Raw genomic sequence first — 21374 nt, 5'->3', positions numbered from 1 at the left:
AGATTTTGGTTGTGTTTTTTAGCATGACACAATGTCTCAAATAGGATAGCAATATGCAAAAGATTTTACGGACGTTGATTATTATTGCGATGTTAATTACCAGTTATCTGTTAATTTTGGCATGGCGTGATGATTATGCAAATCCAACTCAGCGAGCCACAGTAACGCCTGTTACTCAAACAACAACGAATGATGTGCCAAGCACAACGACCACATCTGTGAACAACAGCGATGTACCTGTGGTTAAAAGCACACAGTCGCCTGTTGAACAAAAAGCAGACAATGCGACATCAACGTTGGTTCAAGTTTTGACGGACAAATATGACATTCGCATTAACCCTGTGGGTGGTGATGTGGTGTACGCGGCTTTGCGTGAGCATGATGAAACGTTAAAAAGTAAAACCCCATTTGTGCTGTTAGAAAGTGATAACAATCGGGTTTATGTCGCTCAATCAGGTTTGATTGGGCGTGATGGCATTGATACCAGTGAAGGGCGTGCCAACTATACCACAAGTCAACAACAGTACGTAATGGGGGCAAACGACACTACCCTATCCGTGCCACTTAGCTATCGCAAAGATGGCTTGACCATTACCAAAACTTATACCTTTACCAAAGGTCAGTATCCGATTGATGTAAGCTACAACATCAACAACACCACCGACAAAAGTTGGCAAGGTCAAATGTATGCTCAGCTAAAACGTGATAATAGCAAAGACCCCGGACTTGCCGACAAAGGCATGATGGGCTTAGCAACTTATCTGGGTGGTGCTTGGGGTACGCCTGATAGTCCATATAATAAATTAAAATTTGGTAATTTTAACGAAGAAGCACCTAAAATCACAACTGATAAAGGTTGGGTAGGTATTATACAGCATTATTTTGTGTCAGCGTGGATACCAAAAGGCTACCAAGCCCAATTGTACAGCCGTGAAAATGCCAATGAACATATTATCGGCTTTACCAGTAACCCAATTGAAGTGGCTGGTGGCAAACAATTAACCGTCAATTCAACACTATATGCAGGACCAAAAGTACAACAAAACCTAAAACCGTTGGCAGAAGGTTTGGAACAAACGGTAGATTATGGGATTTTGTGGACGATTTCAAAAGTGTTATTTTGGATTTTGGACAGCGTGCATAAAGTTCTAGGTAACTGGGGCTGGGCGATTATCGTTTTAACCTTGATTGTCAAAATTATTTTAATGCCAATTGCCAATAAAAGTTATTATTCTATGGCGAAAATGCGCGCAATTGCACCACGTCTGCAAGCATTAAAAGACGACCACGGCGATGACCGTATGCGTATGAGCCAAGAAATGATGAAAATCTACAAAGAAGAACAGGTAAACCCAATGGCGGGCTGTCTGCCTGTGCTATTGCAAATGCCGATTTTCTTGGCGTTGTACTGGGTGTTGGTAGAATCTGTGCAACTACGCCACGCCCCTTGGATTTTGTGGATTAAAGATTTGTCAGCGATGGACCCTTATTTTATTTTGCCATTGTTGATGGGAGCTGCCATGTTCTTCCAACAGCACCTAAACCCACAACCGACCGACCCTATGCAAGCACGTGTATTAAAATTTATGCCGATTATTTTCACCGTTTTTATGTTGTTCTTCCCAGCAGGTTTGGTATTGTACTGGACGGTGAACAACGTGTTTAGCATGGTTCAGCAGTATGTTATTAATAAAAAAGTAGAAGCGGAACAAGCCAAAAAAGATGCGTTAAAAAATTTGGTGTAAGTGCTTTTTCTAAAAAAAATCCCTACTTGTAATGAGTGGGGATTTTTTTTGTCAAAATCATAAAATCAATTTTTGTAAATTATGTTAAAATAGGATTAAACTTTATCAAAATTAACCCAAAAAAATACCACAATGAACCCAATCATTATCCAACAACCCACTATTTGTGCCATCGCCACCCCAATCGGACGTGGCGGTGTCGGTGTCATTCGCCTATCTGGGGCAACCGCCCACGCTATCGCCAAGCAACTCACCCAACGCAAAACCGATTTTCGCCCACGTTACGTCCATTTTTGCCGATTTTATGATGATAAAGGCATAATTTTGGACGAAGGTTTGGTCTTGTATTTTAACGCACCGCACTCCTTTACAGGCGAAGATGTCGTTGAAATTCAAGGGCATGGCGGTGTTATTTTGCAACAACAACTGATGGCTCGCTGTTTTGAATTAGGGGCAAGGCAAGCCACCGCAGGCGAATTTTCCGCTCGTGCGTTTGACAATGACAAAATGGACTTGGTGCAAGCTGAAGCCATTGCCGATGCGATTGATGCCACCAGTATCGCCGCCGCCAAAGGAGCAATGCGGTCGCTGACAGGCGAATTTTCCGCCAAAATCAATCGCTTACTTGACTTGCTGATTCATTTGCGACTTCATGTGGAAGCAACCATTGATTTTCCCGATGAAGAAGACGTGGATTTTTTGGCAGACCGTCAAATTGCCGAGCAATTAACCCATTTAAAACAACAAGTGAGCGAGGTTTTGGCAACAGCCGAACAAGGGCAACTGCTCCGTGATGGCGTGTCTGTGGTGATTGCAGGGCGACCGAATGCGGGCAAATCTAGCTTGTTAAACCGATTGGCAGGGCAAGAGCGTGCGATTGTTACCGATATTGCAGGGACAACTCGGGATATTTTGCAAGAAACCTTGATTTTAAACGGTTTAACTGTGAATGTAACCGATACCGCAGGCTTGCGTGAAACCGATGACGTGGTGGAAAAAGTAGGCATTGAGCGAGCGAAAACTGTCATTGCTCAAGCGGATTTGTTATTGCTTGTTTATGATGTGAATACCGAAGAAAATCCGCTACAACTTGCCAAAGAATTGTTCGGGGAATTGCCAAATGCCAAACATATTTTATTAATTGGTAATAAAATTGACAAGGTAAAAAATGTAGAAAATCTACCAAAACAATTTAATCAAACTTACGAACCTGTGTATATTTCTTGCCAAACGAATGACAATTTAATAGCTTTAATCAACAAAATTTGTGAAAAAGTCGGCTTTCACCCACCAGAAAATAGTTTAATCGCTCGTACTCGCCATTTGGATGCATTAAAACGGGTGCAAATTGCGTTAAATGATGCCGATGAGCAGTTGCACGTTTATCATGCAGGGGAATTGGTCGCAGAGAGTTTGCGAGTGGCACAGCAGAGTTTGAGTGAGATTACAGGCGAATTTACCGCTGATGATTTGTTAGGTAAAATTTTTGGCAGTTTTTGTATTGGCAAGTAGATTTTTGATAATTATTTTTGTAAAAAATAAGGGATTTTTATGCAAACCATTGTAATTAATAACATTAGTGATGAAATTGTAGAGCGTTTTAAAGCTTTTGCCTTTGAAATGGGCGTGAGTATGTCAATTTTTAAAGACACAAGTATGGTGAATGTACAAGCAAAAAATGCACCGCAAAATTTACATGAAGCCTTATTAAATATCCCAAAAGCCGATGATAATGAAGATTTGTTTGTCAGTTCAAATGAGCCAATGCAAGCGGTGGATTGGTCGGAGTAAGCCATGTATATTTATGATACTAATGTGGTGAGTGAAATTCGTAAAAAGACACCTGATAAAAATTTGGTAAATTTTATCAAAAAAATGCAACAAAAAAATCACCCTATTTTTATCAGTAATATTACTTTGGGGTTTGAAACTGCTTCTTGAAATCTAACCAAATCCATCTTACAATATCCAAATGAACAGATTAATTAGTATCAACGAAGCATCAAAACAACTTGGCGTATCTATCTCAACATTACGCAGATGGGACGAAAGCGGTGTACTTGTTGCCGAAAGAACGCCAAGGTACTAGAATGACCCTAATACGTGGACACATCATCGCCCTAGACCCAACGAATAAACAAGCAACCTACTTTGCAAAGGCTTGCGGTGTGGCTCGTCTTGCCTATAACTGGGCGTTAGATAATTGGCAAAAACAATACCAAGCCGATAAAACTTATCGTGATGAATGCTTGAAAAATGGCATAGAAATTGATGAAACCAAACTTAACAAACCATCACAAGGCAAATTAAGAAAACAACTTAACGCCATAAAACGTGAAAAATTCCCCTTTATGCTCGAAGTAACCAAATGCAGCCCACAACTTGCAATCATGCAACTAGGAGACGCATTCAAACGCTTTTTTAAAGGTGAAAGCAAATACCCACAATTTAGAAAAAAAGGCGTAAATGACAGATTTAGCCTATCCAATGACCAATTTAGAATAGACGGCAAACGCATAAAAATCCCTAATTTAGGCTGGGTTAAAATGCGTGAAAACTTGCGTTTACAAGGCAAAATCCTATCTGCCAAAATCTTTAAACAAGGCGAAAAATGGTTTGTATCGGTTGCCGTTGAATTACAAGACATCATCAAACCACAACCCAAAACAGACAAACAAGTTGGTATTGATTTAGGCATAACAGACCTTGCAACTTTATCCAATGGCGAAAAAATCCAAGCACCAAAACCATTAAAAAACAAACTCAAACAACTAAGACGATTGAATAAAAGTTTATCAAAAAAACAAAAAGGCTCAAAAAACCGTGAAAAAGCGAAAACCAAGCTATCACGGTTACATTATAAAATCAGTTGTATTAGAAAAGACTTTACGCACAAATTAACATCAAATTTGGTAAAACGATTTGAGACAATTTGTATTGAAAACTTAAATGTTAAAGGCATGGTAAAGAATAAAAAACTTAGCCGTGCGATTAATGATTTAGGTTTTTATGAGTTTAAACGACAATTGATTTATAAAGCGAACCAATGGGGCAAAATTATCAAAGAGGTAGATAGATTTTATCCATCAAGTAAAACCTGTTCATGTTGCGGTTTTATCATGGATAAAGCAAATTTGACACTGGCTGTCAGATATTGGACTTGCCCTAACTGCAAGACAAGCCATGACCGTGATGTGAATGCGAGCATTAATATTTTAAATCATGCAACTAAGGTTTTAACAATCTAATATTTTTGGCGGTGAGTTTCACCGTGTCAGCCTATGGAGTTGATGTAAGTCTTAAGTCAAATGACAAGAGCAAACAACGTTGAAGTAGGAAGAAAACGCTAAATTTGCTCTTGAGTAGATTTAGGTAGGTTTTTTGGAACGGAAATCATTAAAGGGATTGAAATTTTATACTTAAGAAATGATTTTCAACAAGCAGAAAGATTACAGGCTTGGTATGAAAATGATATGCAAAAACTGTTTCATCAAGTGTTAATTTTTGACAAACAATGTGCCGAAGTTTGGGGGCGATTAATGGCGGTAAATCCGCATAATGTCGCTGATAAACAAATTATCGCAACGGCGTTGGTACATGATTTTACGCTCATTACTCGCAATGTGAAAGATACGATTGGCACGAATGTAAAAGTGATTAATCCATTTGAAACGACCGCAATTGAAAAAATATAATAATTAGGAAAAAAACACCATGCACTGCCCATTTTGTAACGCCCAAGACACCAAAGTCATTGACTCACGCCTTGCCGCTGAAGGGGCTCAAGTCCGCCGCCGCCGTCAATGCCTTGAATGTAACGAGCGTTTTACTACGTTTGAAATCATTGAAGCCGTCATGCCTCGCATTATCAAAACCAATGGTCGTATTGAGCCGTATGACGGTCAAAAACTCCGCCGTTCTATCAATTTGCCCTTGCAAAAACGCCCGATTACCACCGACAAAATTGAAGCCATGATTAGCCGAATTGAAAAAAAATTGCGTCAATCAGGCGAGCGAGAAGTTACCAGTCAGTTTTTGGGTGAAACGGTGATGAATGAATTGCAACAAATGGACGATGTGGCGTATGTGCGATTTGCGAGCGTTTACCGAGATTTTCAAGATATTCAAGCATTTCAACAAGCCTTGTCAAATCTATCTGAAACGCCAAAAGTTGAAAACAACAATTAAAATCTAAAGTTATCCACAAGTTTTTCACAATTTTTTATAAAAACCGCAAGATATAGTGAAATTTTTGCTAAAAAATGAATAAAAAGTCTATATCTTGTGATTTATCCACAATTTATCCCAACTTATACACAATTATCCACCACATTTCCCAAAAATCTCAAAAATATGGATAAAATCATGACAAATTCGCCTTATTTTTCACAAAATTTTTCGCAAATAACGAACGAACAAACCCACCAAGACAGCTATTTTATGCGGTTGGCAATTCAACTTGCCAAAAAAGGACAGTTCACCACGCGCCCAAATCCGTGCGTAGGCTGTGTGATTGTCAAAGATAATAACATCATTGGCGAAGGCTACCACTATCAAGCAGGACGGCCACACGCCGAAGTGTTCGCCCTACGCCAAGCCAAACAAGCCGTTGGCGATGATTTGACAGGGGCGACTGCCTACGTTACGCTTGAGCCGTGTAGTCATCACGGACGCACGCCCCCATGTGCCGATGCCTTGATAAATGCCAATATTAGCCGAGTTGTTATCGCTGTTACCGACCCAAATCCAAAAGTCGCAGGCGGTGGCATTGAAAAGCTCACAAACGCTGGCATAGCCGTTACCACAGGCGTTTGCCATGATGAAGCCTATGCGTTAAATCAAGGTTTTTTTAAAACTATGTCAGGCGGATTGCCGTACGTTCGGCTAAAAATCGCCAGTAGCCTAGACGGTCGTATCGCCATGCAAAGCGGTGAATCTAAATGGATAACAGGCGCAACCGCTCGTGAAGACGTGCAACGCTTGCGAGCCATATCAGGTGCAATCATCACAGGTAGCCAAACCGTACTTGCCGATAGCCCAAGTTTAAACGTGAGAAGTCCACAACTTGCCAGTTTAAGCAATATTCCGCAACCGTTGCTTGTGGTGTTAGACCGTAGAAAACGCTTGAATGTAACTGATGATTTGATAAAAAGCTGGGTAAAAAATCAAGCCGAAAACCGCCCATTTTACCTATGCCAAGATGATGTATCTTTAACCGAGATTTTGCGTCAATTGCGAGATGATTACCATATTCACGATGTCATGGTGGAAGCAGGGGCAACGCTTAGCACCGCATTTTTACAGCAAAACTTGGTTGATGAATTGATAATTTATCAAGCCCCTTGCTTGCTTGGCAGTTCGGCTATACCGATGTTTACCGCAGATTTTGCCAAAATGTGCGAACAATTGCGGTTTAATTTGCAATCGCATGAAACAATCGGGGACGATATAAAGTTTGTTTTTCGGCAATAAGTAAAAAGACAATTTTAAATACAACAGCTCGTAAGGTGGGTTAGCCCGTCTTTTTGGGCGTAACCCGAGAAGCAATGCTTCGCAAGACGAAGTGCATTTTGCAAGGGGGTTGATGGGTTACGCTATCGCTAACCCACTCTACAAATATACATTTAATTTTATCCAATTACTTAACACTACCATGAATTGAACTTTTTAGGGCGTAGCAAATACGCCCAAAATCGTTAAAAACTCAAAAAACCACTCAAAAATTCCTACCAAAAAATCATCAACAAAACTTCTAAAAATAAAGTTATCCACAATCAAAATCAATTAAAAAACAATAAAAGAAAAATCTAATTTTATGGTGGATAACTGTTTCACGTGGAACGTTATGCACAATATGTTTCACGTGGAACATAATTATAAAACCGCTATTTATCTATGTTTCACGTGAAATATCTATATTTTATCCACAGAACTAAAAACCAAATGAAGTTGTGGATAACTTTTTAAAATGATAAAATAAAGCAAGGTTTTTAAAAGTTATCCACATAAGTGGTTTTGCTAATTTAACAAAATTTTAACGTGAATTATTAAACCTTTTAAGCAAAATTTTAACAAAATCGCAATTTGTATTCATTCGGTGTTTTTTGTCAAAATATGGTTAGCTTGTGGTAAAATAGGATGGTTTTTGGGCAACGGTGATTTGACGTTTTTTTGCATTTTTATTTACCATAATTTTTGTCAAATTATCAAAGGTTGCCACTTTATCAAAAAAACAATTAGGAAAAAAGATGTTTACAGGTATTATTGAAGCGACAGGCACAATCAAAAAAATCGAACCCACAGGGGGTGATGTGCGGTTGAGCATTGGCTCTAGTCAATTGGATTTTGGCGATGTTAAATTGGGCGATTCGATTGCGTGCAACGGCATTTGTCTGACGGTAGTGGCGTTTGGCAAAGATTGGTATGCGGTCGATGTTTCACGTGAAACATTATCAAAAACGGCGATGAACCATTGGCAAGTGGGCTATACGGTGAACCTTGAAAAAGCCATGTTGCCGACTACTCGTTTTGGCGGGCATATCGTGTCGGGTCATGTGGATACGGTGGGGCAAATTACGCTCATGCAAAGCGACTCTCGCTCTATTTATATTGAGATAAAAATTCCGAATGAATTTGCCAAATATGTGGCGACCAAAGGCTCGGTAACGGTGGACGGCATTAGCCTTACGACCAATTTGGTAACGGCAAATGTGCTAAGCCTAAATATCATTCCGCATACGGCTCAAGTTACCAATATTAGCAAGCATTGGCACGTTGGGCAAACGGTGAATATTGAAGTGGACGTGTTGGCTCGCTATTTGGAACGTTTGCTCATGGGTGAAAACGCCAGTCAAGAAAAAAGCGGTGGCATTACGCTTGAAATGCTGGCAGAAAATGGCTTTATGCGGTGATTTTTGCAAAAATGAAAAAATGGCAAAGTTTTGTTAAAGAAAAATGTAGAAAAAAAATGATAATTGGCAAAACTGTTGTAAAATCAGTTGGTTTTTTGCCAAAAACTACAATCGGAAAAATTACTATTATACCATTGTTTTATCAGACTTTTTTGTCTTTTTGTCGTGTGCAGAGAAAAATGTTATAAGATATAAAAGTAAGATAAATGATTAAATATGTTTGATACATTTGTCAAAGTATTTTATAATATAACATGTAACACGATAAAGAGGTGAGGGGATGAAAACATTTCAGCAGTTTGGTTTGACAAAAGTGAGTTTGGCAGTTGCCATTGCCATGACTTTGACAGCCTGTGGTGGTAGCGGTGGTGGCTCATCAACACCGACAAGTAATACTTCGGTTACTACTGGCGAAACTATAAATAAAACAACGCCAAATAAAACACCGACCGTTGCTGTAGTCAACCAACCGACCACACCAACACCTGTCAATATTGATACGGCGACACCAAACACCCCTGCCACAAATAGTACAAATACAGAAACGCAAGCATTTAATTTATTAAATCAGCAACGTCAAGCTTGTGGCTTTGGTAGTTTAGCCAGTCATAATGAGCTGGTAAAATCCGCACAAAACCACAATCAATACATGGCTTATGTTAGCGAAAAATCCAATATTGCACAAATTTATGGTAGCCACTATGAATTATTAGAGTCTAGCACAGCTTGGAAAAATACGGGTTTAAACAATCCTTATTTTTCTGGTGAAAAAGTGGTTAATCGTGTAAAAACTAACGCAACCAAACAACCTTTAGCCCAAGCGGTAAACTATCCATATGCGACCAGCTATCAAGTTGGTGATATGGTTTATTCAATATCCAATGGTGGGTTTGTTACTGAAAATATCGCTTTTGGTTCTAGTGGCGATAGCGTTGAGCTGTTAAAAGGTCTATTGGCTGCACCTTATCATTTAAAAACTTTGGTAAGCCCTATTTATAAAAATGTGGGGATTGATTACTTAGAAACTAAGGCTTGGCAACCCACGACGAATTATGCCCCAATTACAGGGCATTATTTAGAAGTGGTTTTGGGTTTACCACAGGGACAAGCACCTTACACCTATAACCAAGTATTAACCTACCCTTGTAACAATGTTACAGGAACTGAATACAAGTTGACCCATGAAGGACCAGACCCATTTAATGGACACCCATCACGCCCAGAGATTTCAGAGAATAGCCCAATCGGTCAGCCTGTGTATATCTTAGCACCAAAGGGTAAAACAATTCAAAATATTAGCAATGTAAGTATCAAACCAATCAATGGTGTAACCGCACCAAAAGTTTGGGTGATGTTTAACAAAGCCAATCCAGCAACGGATATTAATCAAATGGTGGACGGCAACAAACGTTTATCAGACAATGAAGCGTTTTTAATTCCTGATAGCCCATTGGCAAAAGCCACGACTTATCAAGTGAGTTATACCTTGGTGTATGCGGATAAAACCCAAGAAGCCAAAACATTTAGCTTTAGTACAAAGCCATAATTATCGCTTAACAAAAAAAGTAACGAATTTCGTTGCTTTTTTATGTCAAAATTTATTGTCCAATTTATAACCGCATGGGGATACCTTGTTTTGCCATAAAAGCTTTGGCTTCACCGACTGTATATTCACCAAAATGAAAAATACTGGCTGCCAATACCGCATCAGCTTTGCCATGAATGATACCATCTGCCAAATGTTGCAAATTGCCAACACCGCCTGATGCGATGGTAGGAATGTTCAATTTGTCATTAATCGCTTGCATTAAGGCGATGTCATAGCCTGCCTTTGTGCCGTCCGAATCCATTGACGTAACGAGCAATTCACCTGCCCCAAAGTTTGCCATTTTTATCGCCCAGTCAATTGCATCAATGCCTGTGGGTTTGCGACCGCCATGTGTAAAAATTTCCCAACGATTTTCGCCAACTTTTTTGGCATCAATCGCCACCACGATACATTGGTTGCCAAAACGACTAGCGGCTTCGCCAACAAATTCAGGATTATAAATTGCTGCCGAATTGATGGAAACCTTATCCGCACCAGCGTTTAACAGATTGCGAATGTCGTCAATTTTGCGAACGCCACCGCCTACGGTGAGCGGTACAAATACCGTTTCTGCCATGCGTTCCACTGTGTGATAGGTGGTATCACGTCCGTGATGGGTGGCGGTGATGTCCAAAAAGGTGATTTCGTCCGCCCCTTGTTCGTTGTAACGCATGGCAACTTCCACAGGGTCGCCAGCGTCTTTGATGTCCAAAAATTGTACGCCTTTGACAACACGACCGTTATCAACATCTAGGCAGGGGATAATGCGTTTTGCTAACATGGGTTTCCTTTTTATGTTTTAAATGTTGGTGGTTAAACGTTTTGTTAGTATAATAGGCACATTTTACCACGTTTTTCACTCAATGCACATCAAGGAACAAAAATGTCCGTTTATACCCACTTAACCGATACCCAATTTAGCGAATTTTGTCAGCGTTTTGGCGTAAATTTTAAAAAAGCCATTCCCATTACCCAAGGCATTAAAAATTCTAACTGGTTTATCCAAACACAAGACGACAAAGATGGCGAGCCATCTTATGTGTTTACGCTGTTTGAAGAGCGAAAACCGCACGAAATTGAAAAAATGGCGATTATTTTGGACAAATTAAATGGAAAATTGCCCGTTGCCTGTCCGCTAAAAGCCGATAATGGCGAGTTTTTGTTGTATTTTAACAACAAGGCGATTTTGGTTTTGCCAAAACTTAGCGGAAAACACCCAACCGACACCACTACCGATATGTGCCGTCAAATGGGCGAGGCGTTGGCAACACTGCATTTGACCTTGCAAACCCTAACCCCTGCCGAGCATTATGGCGTGGAACTGTACCCTTGGCATTTGGTTAAAGACCGTGAAATTAAGTTTATGCCAAGTGATGAGGCAAAACTGATGAGCGATATTTGGACGGCTTATGAGAATGTGGCAAACAAAGATTTGCCAAAAGGCTTGTGTCATTTGGATATGTTTGCCGATAATACGCTGTGGGATTTTTCAGATAAGAATAATCCAAAATTAACAGGATTGTTGGATTTTACCGAAGTAAGCATTGAGCATTTTGTGATGGATTTAGCGATTACCATTAACGATTTTAGCACCAGTTGGGGCAATGCCACCGATGGCGAAAAAGTGGAATTTGAACGCACCAAAATGCAAGCGATGATTGATGGCTATGAGAGCGTGCGTCCGCTCTCTGATGATGAAAAACAGGCGTTGCCGATTATGCTTGCGATGGCGGGTGTTACCTTTTGGCTACTGCGTTTGAACGTAATTTATTACAACCGTCAGCAAGGTCGCACAGGCGATAATATCATGGTAAAAAATCCTGATTTGATGAAACGTTTAAGTGCGTATCATTGGGGGAATGTGTGTTAATTTTTGGTTTTTATTTATACGGCTCTAGACTAGCAACACAACCCATACTAGACTAGAAACATGAAATATAACAGTAAGCTAAGCATCTATAAAGTCAAAAAAATCATAAAATTCTTTTGCACTGATATAGATGCTACAAAAATTGATACTAGGTAGGGTTGATGTGAATAGCATTATTTATTCAGACGGTTGGCGTGGCTATAATAGACCTCTTTCCAAACTAACCCAACTCGAAATTATAAATGGCACAAATCAAATTAACCCTTAAGCCAAAGCGTTTTCTGCGATTACGATAACGACAGGCTAGGATTTTAAAACGTTTGATTTTGCCGATAACATGTTCATTGGTTACCCGTTCAGAAGCTAATTCTCGATTGGCTTGTTTGTCAACTTTAGATAGTGGATTAAGCTTGGTTTTCTTTTTTGGGAATTTGCTATTGGCATGGTGTTTGTGTATGCCTTGATAGCCCGAATCTACTTGGATTAAGATACTAGGCTTTATACGCATTTTTGAGTATTGGTAAAGTTTAAAGTCATGGGTTTTACCTTTGCTAAAATGGGTACAAAGTATTTTTTTGCTGTTTTTATCGACAACGATTTGTGCTTTTAAGGTGTGGTGTTTCTTTTTACCTGAGTATTGCCTGCGTTGCTTTTTTGGGTCGCTCACAAGGTACTTCGGTTGCGTCTATCAGTACGGTTTCAAGGTTTGGGTCTTGCCATAAAGCCTTTTTGCTAGGTAGGGCAAAGTCTTTGTGGGCTATCAGTATGCTTTCTACCCATTTGATGGTTTTACAGACAGCACTTTCACTGATACCAAAGTCTTGCCCTAGGTGAAATTGGGTGCGATATTCTCGGTAGTAACTCAAAGTCAGCATGAGCTTGTTTTCTAGGCTGATTTCATTTTTCCTGCCACCTTTTTTGTGTTGTTCGTTGTATGCTTCTTGTAGTATGGTGAGCATATGAGTATAGGTACTTCTTTGGATGCCAAAGTAGCGTTTAAATTGTGCGTCACTGAGTTTTTCTGCTTGTTCGGGTATCATGCTTTTGCTGTTTTTTCTAAAAATCAGTATTATACCAAATCACTATTAAGGTTTGGAAAGAGGTCTATTACATATTTTGTAATGATTAAGTCAATAATGAATAGGATAATCAGTGTTATCATAATAAGTAGTCTAATGTTTAAAATATTGGTGGGGTGGACTTATTATGATATTACTAAAGAACATTTGCTAGTTTTTCGACTAACAAATGCTTTTGGTATTGGTATCCACGGTGGACAGGACAACACCCATCAATTTAAGCATCGACCAAATTGATGTATGCTGAAAAAAACGGAGAAAAATATTTGGTAAACTATCCCACAAAATAGGAGTTTACCATGAGCAAGAAAAGAACAGAGTATAGTGACACCTTTAAAGCCAAAGCCATTGCAAAACTCAAAGAAAATAATAACAACGTTACTCAAACCGCCAAAGAGCTAGACATACCCGTGAATACGCTTAAAAACTGTCAAAGGAAAGCCAATGGTAGCACACTAGCAGGAACAGACACCTACTAGTTAAAAAAATATAGCAAAACCCACAAAATTTTGCTATAGTTTGTTGCTATTAAGAACAATAAATAGAGATATTTAATGATTTTAGCAAAAACGAAATTACCAACTTCCGTCTTATCTCTGATATTTATCATCAGCTTTTTATCAACGACACAGGTTCAAGCCCAAACACTTGAACCTCAAGATGTCAGTATCACCACAGGGTCTCCCACCTTACTTGAACTACAACAAGCGACCATTTCTCAAAACCCTGAGCTCAAAGCCCGATATGCCAGCAGCGACAGTGCTAAAAGCAACATCGACATTGCCAAAACCGCTTGGTATCCCAGCATCAGTGCTAACATTGGTAAAACCTATGGACGAGGTGAGGATACCTTTAAAGACACCAATGTAGCCAGCTCTAAAGTCAATGAAACGGGTAAAATCGGCTTTAACATCACCCAAAACCTGTATGACCCGACAATTAGGCTTAACATCGAACAAGCCAAGCTTAGCTACCAAGCCAGTGAATATGCCACCACGCAAACCTATGATGACCTAACCAACCGTACCGTTAGTCTATTTCTTGACATCTTAGCCAACCAAGCACAGATTGACCTATTAGACGGACAACAAACAGCGGTCGATGCACAAAAAAAACAAGCACAAAAAAGCTTTGATGTGGGTACCGTATCAATCACTGATGTACGAGAAGCTGAAGCCAAGGCTGACAAAATTGCTGCCCAGCGTGCCTCTTTAGACTTGCAACTCAAAGCTAAACAACAAGAACTTGCCGTACTCACAGGCGGTCTTACCATCAACCCAGCTGACTATCACTCAAGCACTAAAATCCTACCGGACATTCAAGCCACAGAAATCGGGCAATGGCAAGCATCTATCACCGACCAAAACATGGCAGTACAACAAGCCTTAACTGAATACCAAATCGCCAAGCTTGACACAAAAAAACAAGACTATCAGTACTACCCTAAAGTACAACTCGTGGTTGACAACAACCGAAACTTTGAACCCATTAGCCAAGCTGGGCATAACAGCTACAGCAACAACAAATGGGAATGGAGTGCTGGGATTCAGCTTAACATGAATCTCTACAATGCCAACACCAACAGTGCACAAACCGGTAAAACCCGTGCTGAAGAAACCTTGAAATACCAAAACTATTTGGTTGCCAAACAGCAGCAAAGTATAGAATTAAACCGCACCTTTTACCAAATCTTAGCCTCGATTGCCGAATATCAAGGATTATATGCTGCTGACCAATCGGCGCGCACGGCTTTATCCGCCAATCAACTTGGCTATAAAGTCGGCATGCGCACCAACATCGATGTACTTGAAGCCCAGACCAAGGTTTATGAAGCCAATCGTGATAAATTGGTTGCATGGTATGACAGCTGGAAAAACTACATCAAGCTTAACCAAATTGCAGGCACCTTAAATGCTGAACAGCTGATGCAGATTGACAATCTATTACGCCAAACACTGAATAACGACACAAATATAGCCACTGATAAATCTAACACAACACTCACTCTACCGGCATCGGTAGCCAATCCTATAGTGCCAACATTCAAACATAAAAAAGATGCGACCGTGCCAGACTAACCCTTCATATGATGACCGATTCCATGCCGATTCCTAACTTACTGCTAAACTGGCTACGCCGTACTCAGCTTGCAGGTCTTGATATTGTTGCACTTGCGACCCATCAACTGCCCACGATTGGCAGTCAAGACTTTATCGATGTATCCGCACTGACAGCGACGCAGTCTACCCAGCGACCGACCACCTTATCACGAACCTTAACCAACCTGCTTAGCATCCCCAAAGACGCCGCAGAGCCTATCAGTGCCACAGCATCGCCAGAGCCAACGCTTAACACACCAGCGGATATGGATGAACTCAATATGCAAGCGCCTACTGAGCGTCCGATTGAAGCCACCCAAAGCCAGCTTGCCACGCTTTGGCAAAGCCAACTTGCCATGATGAGTGCCGAGCAGCCGATCAAAGTACAGCGCATTGAAGACTTGGTTCTTATTAGCTGCTTAGTCACCCATCAAGATGCGCAAAGTGCTTACCTTGGCTGTTTAATTGCCCCACCGTTTCACCCGCACATGCTCGACTTACTACAACTGAGTTTCGGTTGGTTATTCTATGGCTTTGTGATGGCGCAGTACCCAGAAGGGGAACGTGCTAAGCGACTACTGAGTATCACCAGTGACGTGCTTGACCAGCCGGATGCCAAGTCTGCGGCCCAAGAATGGGTCAACCAAGCCAAGCAATGGGCCAACGAAATGGGGCATGAAAATGTTGGTATTAGCTTGTTCCAAGTGGTCGCTAATCGCCCTAAATGGTGGGTATCGGCGAACATTGCCTGGGCGGTTAAAGGCTCTGCTGCCATGCAACAAGCAAATGAATTAGCCGCAATGGCGATTTTAGAAGGCAAAAGCCAAACCAGTAAAGACTGGTGGGTCTACCCCATGCAATACCGGGGCAGTAGCACAGCGGTATTGCTACTAGACAATTGCCAAACCATCAACGACGATGATCCACTCCTACTCATGCTACAGGTCAGTGCCGACCTACTAGAACCCATATTACGTCAATGGCGTCAATCTGAGCAGAACTTAGCCTATCACAGCTATCGCTCATCGACCTCGCTCATGGGTAAACTGTTGGGGCGAGGTTACTTGGCATACAAACTCATTGCCCTATTACTCACCGCAGTATTACTGGCGATTACACTCATCCCCGTTGACGATATTGTTACCGCGCCGTTATACATTGAAGGGGACAAACGCTACACCGTCACTGCCCCACAGCAAAGCTATATCAATGAAGTTTTAGTGCGACCAGGTGACAGCGTCAAAAAAGGTCAGGTCATTGCCAAGCTTGAAGACAAAGACCTTAAAATGGAAGCCAGTGAAATCCAAAGTCAGCTTGAACAGACCGAAGGGCAATTTCGCCAAGCCATGGCGGATATGGATGCGGCCAACAGTGGCTTAGCAGTTAACCAAAAACAGCAAGCGCAATCGAAACTTGACTTACTCCATCGTAAAATGGCACGTACCGTCATTAAGTCCCCCATAAACGGTGTGATTGTAAGTGGGGATTGGCAACAAAAAATTGGCACACCGGTGGAAGAGGGGGCGGAATTATTTCAAGTAGCCGATGTGGCAAGCTATCGGGTTATCTTGCACGTGCCGGATAAAGACATGGATCGGCTACAAATCGGTGAGGTGGGTAAAATGAAGCTAACGAGCTTACCGGACCAAACCTTTGACTTTACTGTCCGTAGACTAACGGCGGTGGCTGAAGTCAAAGATGGCGAAAATGGCTTTAGTGTGGAAGCCAGCCTCAATGCCACCCCACCGCAAATCAACCCAGGGATGCAAGGGGTGGGTAAAATTAGGGTCGGACAAACCAATCTCATCACGCTTTGGACCAGAAGCCTTATTGACTGGGCACGGCTAAAACTGTGGTCGGTATTTTAAGTCGCCATGAAGACTATTTTCTCCGAGCATTGGCATCTGGTTAAAGACGTGCGTCCCAAACTGCGAGAAGCCATTGACATCTTTCCAAGAAAGCTACGGGGGCGTTCCTGGGTATTCTTACATGACCAAAAAACCCAAAAGTTTCTGCGACTCACCCCCGAGGCTTGGCTTATTGTTAAAATGATGGATGGGTGCACCGATTTACAAACCCTGTGGGAAAATGCCAGTATCAGTCAAGACCACCTCCCCAAACAACACAGTTTCTATGACGACCCTGATACACACATCATCAGCCAGCATGAACTGGTAACCCTGTTAAGCCAGCTGTATAGCAATGACATGCTACAAACCCAGCACAATGCTGATGCAGTCGAAATGAGTCAGCGCTTTAAAAAGCAGCGTTTTAACGAATTTAAGCAGTCGTTTTTAAACCCCATTAGCATTAAAGTCCCATTATTCTACCCCGATAAATGGTTTCGTGGGCAGCAAATATTAGCCAATCGGCTCTATAGCCTAGGGGGCTTACTCCTATGGTTGATTGTGGTTATTCCAGCGGTCTTTTTAGCCGGAGCACATTGGCAAACCTTGACCAGTAACCTATCGGATCGGATGTTATCGACCAGTAACCTGTTTATCTTATGGTGTACCTACCCGCTCGTCAAAGCCTTTCATGAATGGGCGCACGGCATGGCGGTTAAAGCGTGGGGCGGACATGTGAGAGAAGTGGGGCTCATGTTTGTCATCTTTATGCCAGTGCCTTATGTCGATGCCACCTATTCTTACCGTTTTACCTCAAAATGGGTACGGGCATTGGTGGCTGCCACGGGTGTTATGACCGAGCTATTCTTAGGGGCAATAGCCTTATATATCTGGTTAAATGTCGAATCGGGGCTTATTAGTGCCTTTGCCTACAACGTCATTATCATTGCCGGGGTCTCAAGCTTACTGGTTAATGGCAACCCGCTCATGAAATATGACGGCTACTATGTGCTCACCGATTTAATAGAAATTCCTAACCTAGCACAACGTGCCAAACAATATTGGGTGTATCTATCGGACAAATACCTATTTGGGTCCACCGAAGCCAAACCACCACTCGGTTATGAAAAGGAGCGGGGTTGGCTATTCATCTATGGGCTAATTAGCCCCATCTACCGAATATTTGTGGTGTTTGGCATGATATGGTTGGTGACCAAGCAATACTTTATCATTGGTGTTATCATGGCACTCGTAGCGGCATGGCAATCCTTTGGCATGCCGATTTACAAAGCCATCAAACATGTCTTTACCAGCCCAACCCTTATGAAATATCGTTTATCCAGCAAACGCCGTTTATACAGCCTATCACTCCTTGTCCTGCTCATCTTATTTGCGCTACCCGTACCATTTTACAGCGTGCAGCAAGGCGTTGCATGGCTGCCGGATAACAATATTGTTCGGGTGCAGGCGTCTGGTATCTTGCAGCCAGAAACCTTAACCGATGGTCAGCTCATTCACGCCTCCCAAACAATAGCGCAACTGACCAACACCGACTTATCGCAAAAGGACTTAAGCTTAGTGCAGCAAATTGCGGCGCTTGACCTAAGAATTCGTCAAGCGCAAAGTGATGAGCCCAACAAGCTTGACAGCTTACGTAGCCAACAGCGGGCGCTACAAGCGCAGCGTAAACTATTGCAAACCGATACCAAAGCCCTCACCATTACCGCCCCCACCCAAGGCTACTGGTATGCCAAAGCCATTAACAACACCCAAGGCAGCTACGTTAAAAAAGGCGATATTATCGGCTATGTCATGCCCAAACAAACCAATCTGGTACGCGTCATCATTGAACAAAACGACATGAACCTCATTGACCAGCGCCTACAAAGTATTCGCCTTAAAACCCGTAGCAACTTAACGCAAACCTACCCAGCCACTATCATCCAAAAAACCCCAAAAGCTGGCTTTGAACTGCCCAATGCCGCATTAGGCATAAATGCAGGTGGCAACATTGTCATTGACCCCAATGACAGCAGTGGCACCAAAGCCTTAGAGCGTGTGTTTGATGTCCAGCTAAAACTTGCTGATGGTCAAACGTTAAAAGCCGATCAACCGCTTGGTGTCAATGACCGAGTCTATGTGCGCTTTGACTTAGGGGAATTACCCATTGGATGGCAATGGCTCATTCGTGCACGTCAACTGTTTTTAAAGAATTTCAATGTTTAATCCCACGTTTATCAAATACCTACGTAAGCAGCCATTATTACTGGCAGACGGTTTACGTGAAGAAGGCAGTCAGCCTGAACAAAACAAGCTGAGTCGCTTTGCTACTAATCTAGAATCCTACTACGTCACCAAGCGTTACAACCGTTTGCAGGTTAAACAGCATGGTCGTCACATTGCCAAATACTATAAAGCCTTGCGCAAACTTGACGATAATGCGCTTAACCAGCAATTTTACCAAGCTATCAATGCCTTAAACCAACAAAAGCGAGTGACACACCATCTTGCAAAAGCCTTTGCCTGTATCGGTGAAGCCATTCATCGCCGCTTTGGCTTTTATCCCCATGCGGTGCAATATCTTGGTGCCTACGTCTTACTACAAGGCAAAATGGCAGAAATGCAAACTGGGGAGGGTAAAACCATCGTGGCGGGGATGGCGGCGACATTAGCCGCGGCAACCGGGGCTGCCGTGCACGTGTTAAGCACCAACGACTATTTAGCCACCCGTGACCAACAAGAAATGCAGCCCTTATTTGACTTTTATGGTCTGACAAGCGGTGCCATTGATGGCGAAATGGAAATCCCTGAACGTCAAACCCAATATCAACAAGCCATTTGCTACGTCAGTGCCAGTGAGTTGGTGTTTGATGTATTAAAAGACGAACTCAATGCCGATAATCGCTTGACTCGTAAAAAATCAGCCTTACAGCGCTTTATTACTACTCAGGCAAGCAATGCCAACCTAATCGTTCCTGCACTGCACTTTTGTATTGTCGATGAAGCCGACAGCGTACTGATTGACGAAGCCAGCACCCCGCTTATTATCTCACAAGAGGCAGAATCTTTGATGGACGAGGACTTATTGCACTGGGCGCTGGTCCAAGCAAAAGGCCTAAGCCTAGGACAAGATTTTACCTTAGATCACACCAACCAAGATATTAACTTAGCCACAGACGTTGTCTTAAATGACAGCCTACCACTACCCAGCGGTCTAAAACCGATGTGGTCAACTCGTACTTGGCAAAACGTGGTGATTAAAAAAGCATTGACAGCGCTATATCTGTTTAATAAAGATGAGCATTACATTGTGCTAGAGGACAAAGTGGTGATTGTCGATGAATCAACGGGGCGCCCTATGCCAGATAGGAGCTGGGAGCAGGGCTTACATCAGCTGATAGAAATCAAAGAAAATGTTGAGGTATCTAAAACCCGTCAGACCATTGCTCAAATCACCTTTCAGCGCTTTTTTAGGCGCTACATCTTACTCTCAGGGCTTACTGGTACAGTGACCGAGGTTAGCCGAGAGATGTGGAAGGTATATGTCCTTAAAGTCTGCGTCATTCCGCCTAATCGGCGCAATAAGCGCAAAACTCTCACTCGTTACTGCTACCAAACCGCTGATGCCAAATGGCAAGCGGTGGCCAATGATGCCATTCGACAAGCAAAGAAAGGGCAACCAGTGCTGATTGGCACCCGCAGTGTTGAAGCATCTGAGCGGGTCTATAAACTCATTACCCAACAAGTCACCCCTGATCAATTTACTCTATACCTGTTAAATGCCCGACAAAACGCGGAAGAGGCCGAGATTGTTGCAAAAGCCGGCATTAGTGGTACAATTACCATTGCCACCAACATGGCTGGTCGTGGTACCGATATCAAACTTGATGACAAGGCCAAGCAAAGTGGCGGTTTACATGTGATTTTAACCGAACACCATGACTCCACGCGCATTGATCGGCAGCTGATTGGACGCAGTGCGAGGCAGGGAAACGCCGGTTCGTTTCGAGAAATCGTCTGCTTTAACGATGCCATTTTATTAAGCCATCGCAGTGTCTGGCAAATGATTGGTCGCTGGATGCCCACAGCAGGTCTACGACATTGGTTTTACAATCAAGCCATTATAGTTGCCCAGCGACGGGCACAACAGCGGCAATATGAAATTCGCATCAACACCCTAAAACAGGACAATCAGCGCCAAAAGCAGATTGGCTTTATTGGAAAATTAAGGTAAC

At 42.1% G+C, this 21374-nt stretch carries 19 protein-coding genes and 1 pseudogene; 17 read left to right on the top strand and 3 right to left on the bottom strand.

The genetic code is table 11. The features are described 5' to 3' along the window. The first annotated feature begins 53 nt into the window (after positions 1-53). From yidC to ACGTJS_RS04490, 11 genes are all read left to right on the top strand, one after another. Positions 54-1745 (top strand): membrane protein insertase YidC, encoded by a 1692-nt coding sequence (gene yidC, locus ACGTJS_RS04540; protein ID WP_410472947.1) that lies wholly within the window; start codon positions 54-56, stop codon positions 1743-1745. A 132-nt stretch (positions 1746-1877) separates the two neighbouring features. Further along, positions 1878-3257, top strand: a complete 1380-nt coding sequence (gene mnmE / locus ACGTJS_RS04535) for a tRNA uridine-5-carboxymethylaminomethyl(34) synthesis GTPase MnmE (RefSeq protein ID WP_410472946.1) — start codon at positions 1878-1880, stop codon at positions 3255-3257. Positions 3258-3296: 39 nt separating this feature from the next. Beyond that, the gene (locus ACGTJS_RS04530) at positions 3297-3536 is read left to right on the top strand and encodes a hypothetical protein (protein ID WP_315041699.1); all 240 of its coding nucleotides are present in this window, start codon (positions 3297-3299) and stop codon (positions 3534-3536) included. A 3-nt stretch (positions 3537-3539) separates the two neighbouring features. Continuing rightward, positions 3540-3686: a hypothetical protein gene (locus ACGTJS_RS04525; RefSeq protein WP_315041697.1), complete on the top strand. Its 147-nt coding sequence runs from the start codon at positions 3540-3542 to the stop codon at positions 3684-3686. A gap of 31 nt (positions 3687-3717) precedes the next feature. Beyond that, positions 3718-3834, top strand: a complete 117-nt coding sequence (locus tag ACGTJS_RS04520) for a MerR family DNA-binding transcriptional regulator (protein ID WP_410472895.1) — start codon at positions 3718-3720, stop codon at positions 3832-3834. 1 nt (position 3835) lies between these two features. Beyond that, positions 3836-4993: an RNA-guided endonuclease InsQ/TnpB family protein gene (locus ACGTJS_RS04515; protein WP_410472945.1), complete on the top strand. Its 1158-nt coding sequence runs from the start codon at positions 3836-3838 to the stop codon at positions 4991-4993. 225 nt (positions 4994-5218) lie between these two features. Then, positions 5219-5440: a hypothetical protein gene (locus ACGTJS_RS04510; RefSeq protein ID WP_315043727.1), complete on the top strand. Its 222-nt coding sequence runs from the start codon at positions 5219-5221 to the stop codon at positions 5438-5440. A gap of 19 nt (positions 5441-5459) precedes the next feature. Next, positions 5460-5933, top strand: coding sequence for a transcriptional regulator NrdR (gene nrdR, locus ACGTJS_RS04505; protein ID WP_315043729.1), 474 nt, complete (start codon positions 5460-5462; stop codon positions 5931-5933). A gap of 177 nt (positions 5934-6110) precedes the next feature. Further along, the gene (gene ribD, locus ACGTJS_RS04500; RefSeq protein ID WP_410472944.1) at positions 6111-7217 is read left to right on the top strand and encodes a bifunctional diaminohydroxyphosphoribosylaminopyrimidine deaminase/5-amino-6-(5-phosphoribosylamino)uracil reductase RibD; all 1107 of its coding nucleotides are present in this window, start codon (positions 6111-6113) and stop codon (positions 7215-7217) included. A 776-nt stretch (positions 7218-7993) separates the two neighbouring features. Further along, the gene (locus ACGTJS_RS04495; RefSeq protein WP_315043734.1) at positions 7994-8656 is read left to right on the top strand and encodes a riboflavin synthase; all 663 of its coding nucleotides are present in this window, start codon (positions 7994-7996) and stop codon (positions 8654-8656) included. Positions 8657-8936: 280 nt separating this feature from the next. Next, complete coding sequence (locus ACGTJS_RS04490) at positions 8937-10202, top strand: CAP domain-containing protein (RefSeq protein WP_410472943.1); 1266 nt, start codon at positions 8937-8939, stop codon at positions 10200-10202. A 64-nt stretch (positions 10203-10266) separates the two neighbouring features. Here ACGTJS_RS04490 and hisF read toward each other — a convergent pair whose 3' ends face one another. Continuing rightward, entirely contained in the window at positions 10267-11025 is a 759-nt protein-coding gene (gene hisF, locus ACGTJS_RS04485; RefSeq protein WP_315043737.1) for an imidazole glycerol phosphate synthase subunit HisF, read from the bottom strand. 102 nt (positions 11026-11127) lie between these two features. Between hisF and ACGTJS_RS04480 the strand changes: the two genes are divergently transcribed. Further along, complete coding sequence (locus ACGTJS_RS04480) at positions 11128-12114, top strand: homoserine kinase (protein ID WP_410472942.1); 987 nt, start codon at positions 11128-11130, stop codon at positions 12112-12114. A 220-nt stretch (positions 12115-12334) separates the two neighbouring features. Here ACGTJS_RS04480 and ACGTJS_RS04475 read toward each other — a convergent pair. Next, positions 12335-13154 (bottom strand): IS5 family transposase gene (locus ACGTJS_RS04475; protein ID WP_410471559.1). Its coding sequence is split into 2 segments (ribosomal slippage): positions 12335-12770 and positions 12769-13154, totalling 822 coding nucleotides; the frame shifts between segments, so codons are not numbered across the junction. 338 nt (positions 13155-13492) lie between these two features. Between ACGTJS_RS04475 and ACGTJS_RS04470 the strand changes: the two are divergent. After that, positions 13493-13669 (top strand): annotated as a pseudogene (locus ACGTJS_RS04470) (transposase); the annotation flags it as partial. Positions 13670-13747: 78 nt separating this feature from the next. Continuing rightward, on the top strand, positions 13748-15271 hold the full coding sequence (locus ACGTJS_RS04465; RefSeq protein ID WP_410472941.1) for a TolC family protein: 1524 nt from the start codon (positions 13748-13750) through the stop codon (positions 15269-15271). A 124-nt stretch (positions 15272-15395) separates the two neighbouring features. On the opposite strand, the gene ACGTJS_RS04460 is transcribed toward ACGTJS_RS04465, so the two are convergent. Next, positions 15396-15686, bottom strand: coding sequence for a hypothetical protein (locus tag ACGTJS_RS04460; RefSeq protein WP_410472940.1), 291 nt, complete (start codon positions 15684-15686; stop codon positions 15396-15398). A gap of 274 nt (positions 15687-15960) precedes the next feature. On the opposite strand from ACGTJS_RS04460, the gene ACGTJS_RS04455 reads away from it, so the two are divergent. From ACGTJS_RS04455 to ACGTJS_RS04445, 3 genes are read left to right on the top strand one after another with little or no spacing between them, the layout of a single operon-like run. Then, positions 15961-17160 carry an efflux RND transporter periplasmic adaptor subunit gene (locus tag ACGTJS_RS04455; RefSeq protein WP_410472939.1) on the top strand — a complete coding sequence of 400 codons (1200 nt, stop codon included), beginning with the start codon at positions 15961-15963 and terminating at the stop codon, positions 17158-17160. Between the two features lie 6 nt (positions 17161-17166). Beyond that, a complete protein-coding gene (locus ACGTJS_RS04450; RefSeq protein WP_410472938.1) occupies positions 17167-19365 on the top strand; it encodes a hypothetical protein in 2199 nt (732 codons plus the stop codon). Next, positions 19358-21373 (top strand): hypothetical protein, encoded by a 2016-nt coding sequence (locus ACGTJS_RS04445; protein ID WP_410472937.1) that lies wholly within the window; start codon positions 19358-19360, stop codon positions 21371-21373. The genes ACGTJS_RS04450 and ACGTJS_RS04445 overlap by 8 nt, the downstream gene beginning before the upstream one ends. Position 21374: the final 1 nt, after the last annotated feature.

It is taken from the genome of Faucicola mancuniensis (assembly GCF_046523945.1).
In the GTDB taxonomy this organism is placed as follows: domain Bacteria; phylum Pseudomonadota; class Gammaproteobacteria; order Pseudomonadales; family Moraxellaceae; genus Faucicola; species Faucicola mancuniensis.
This window is presented reverse-complemented; position numbering and strand designations above follow the sequence as displayed.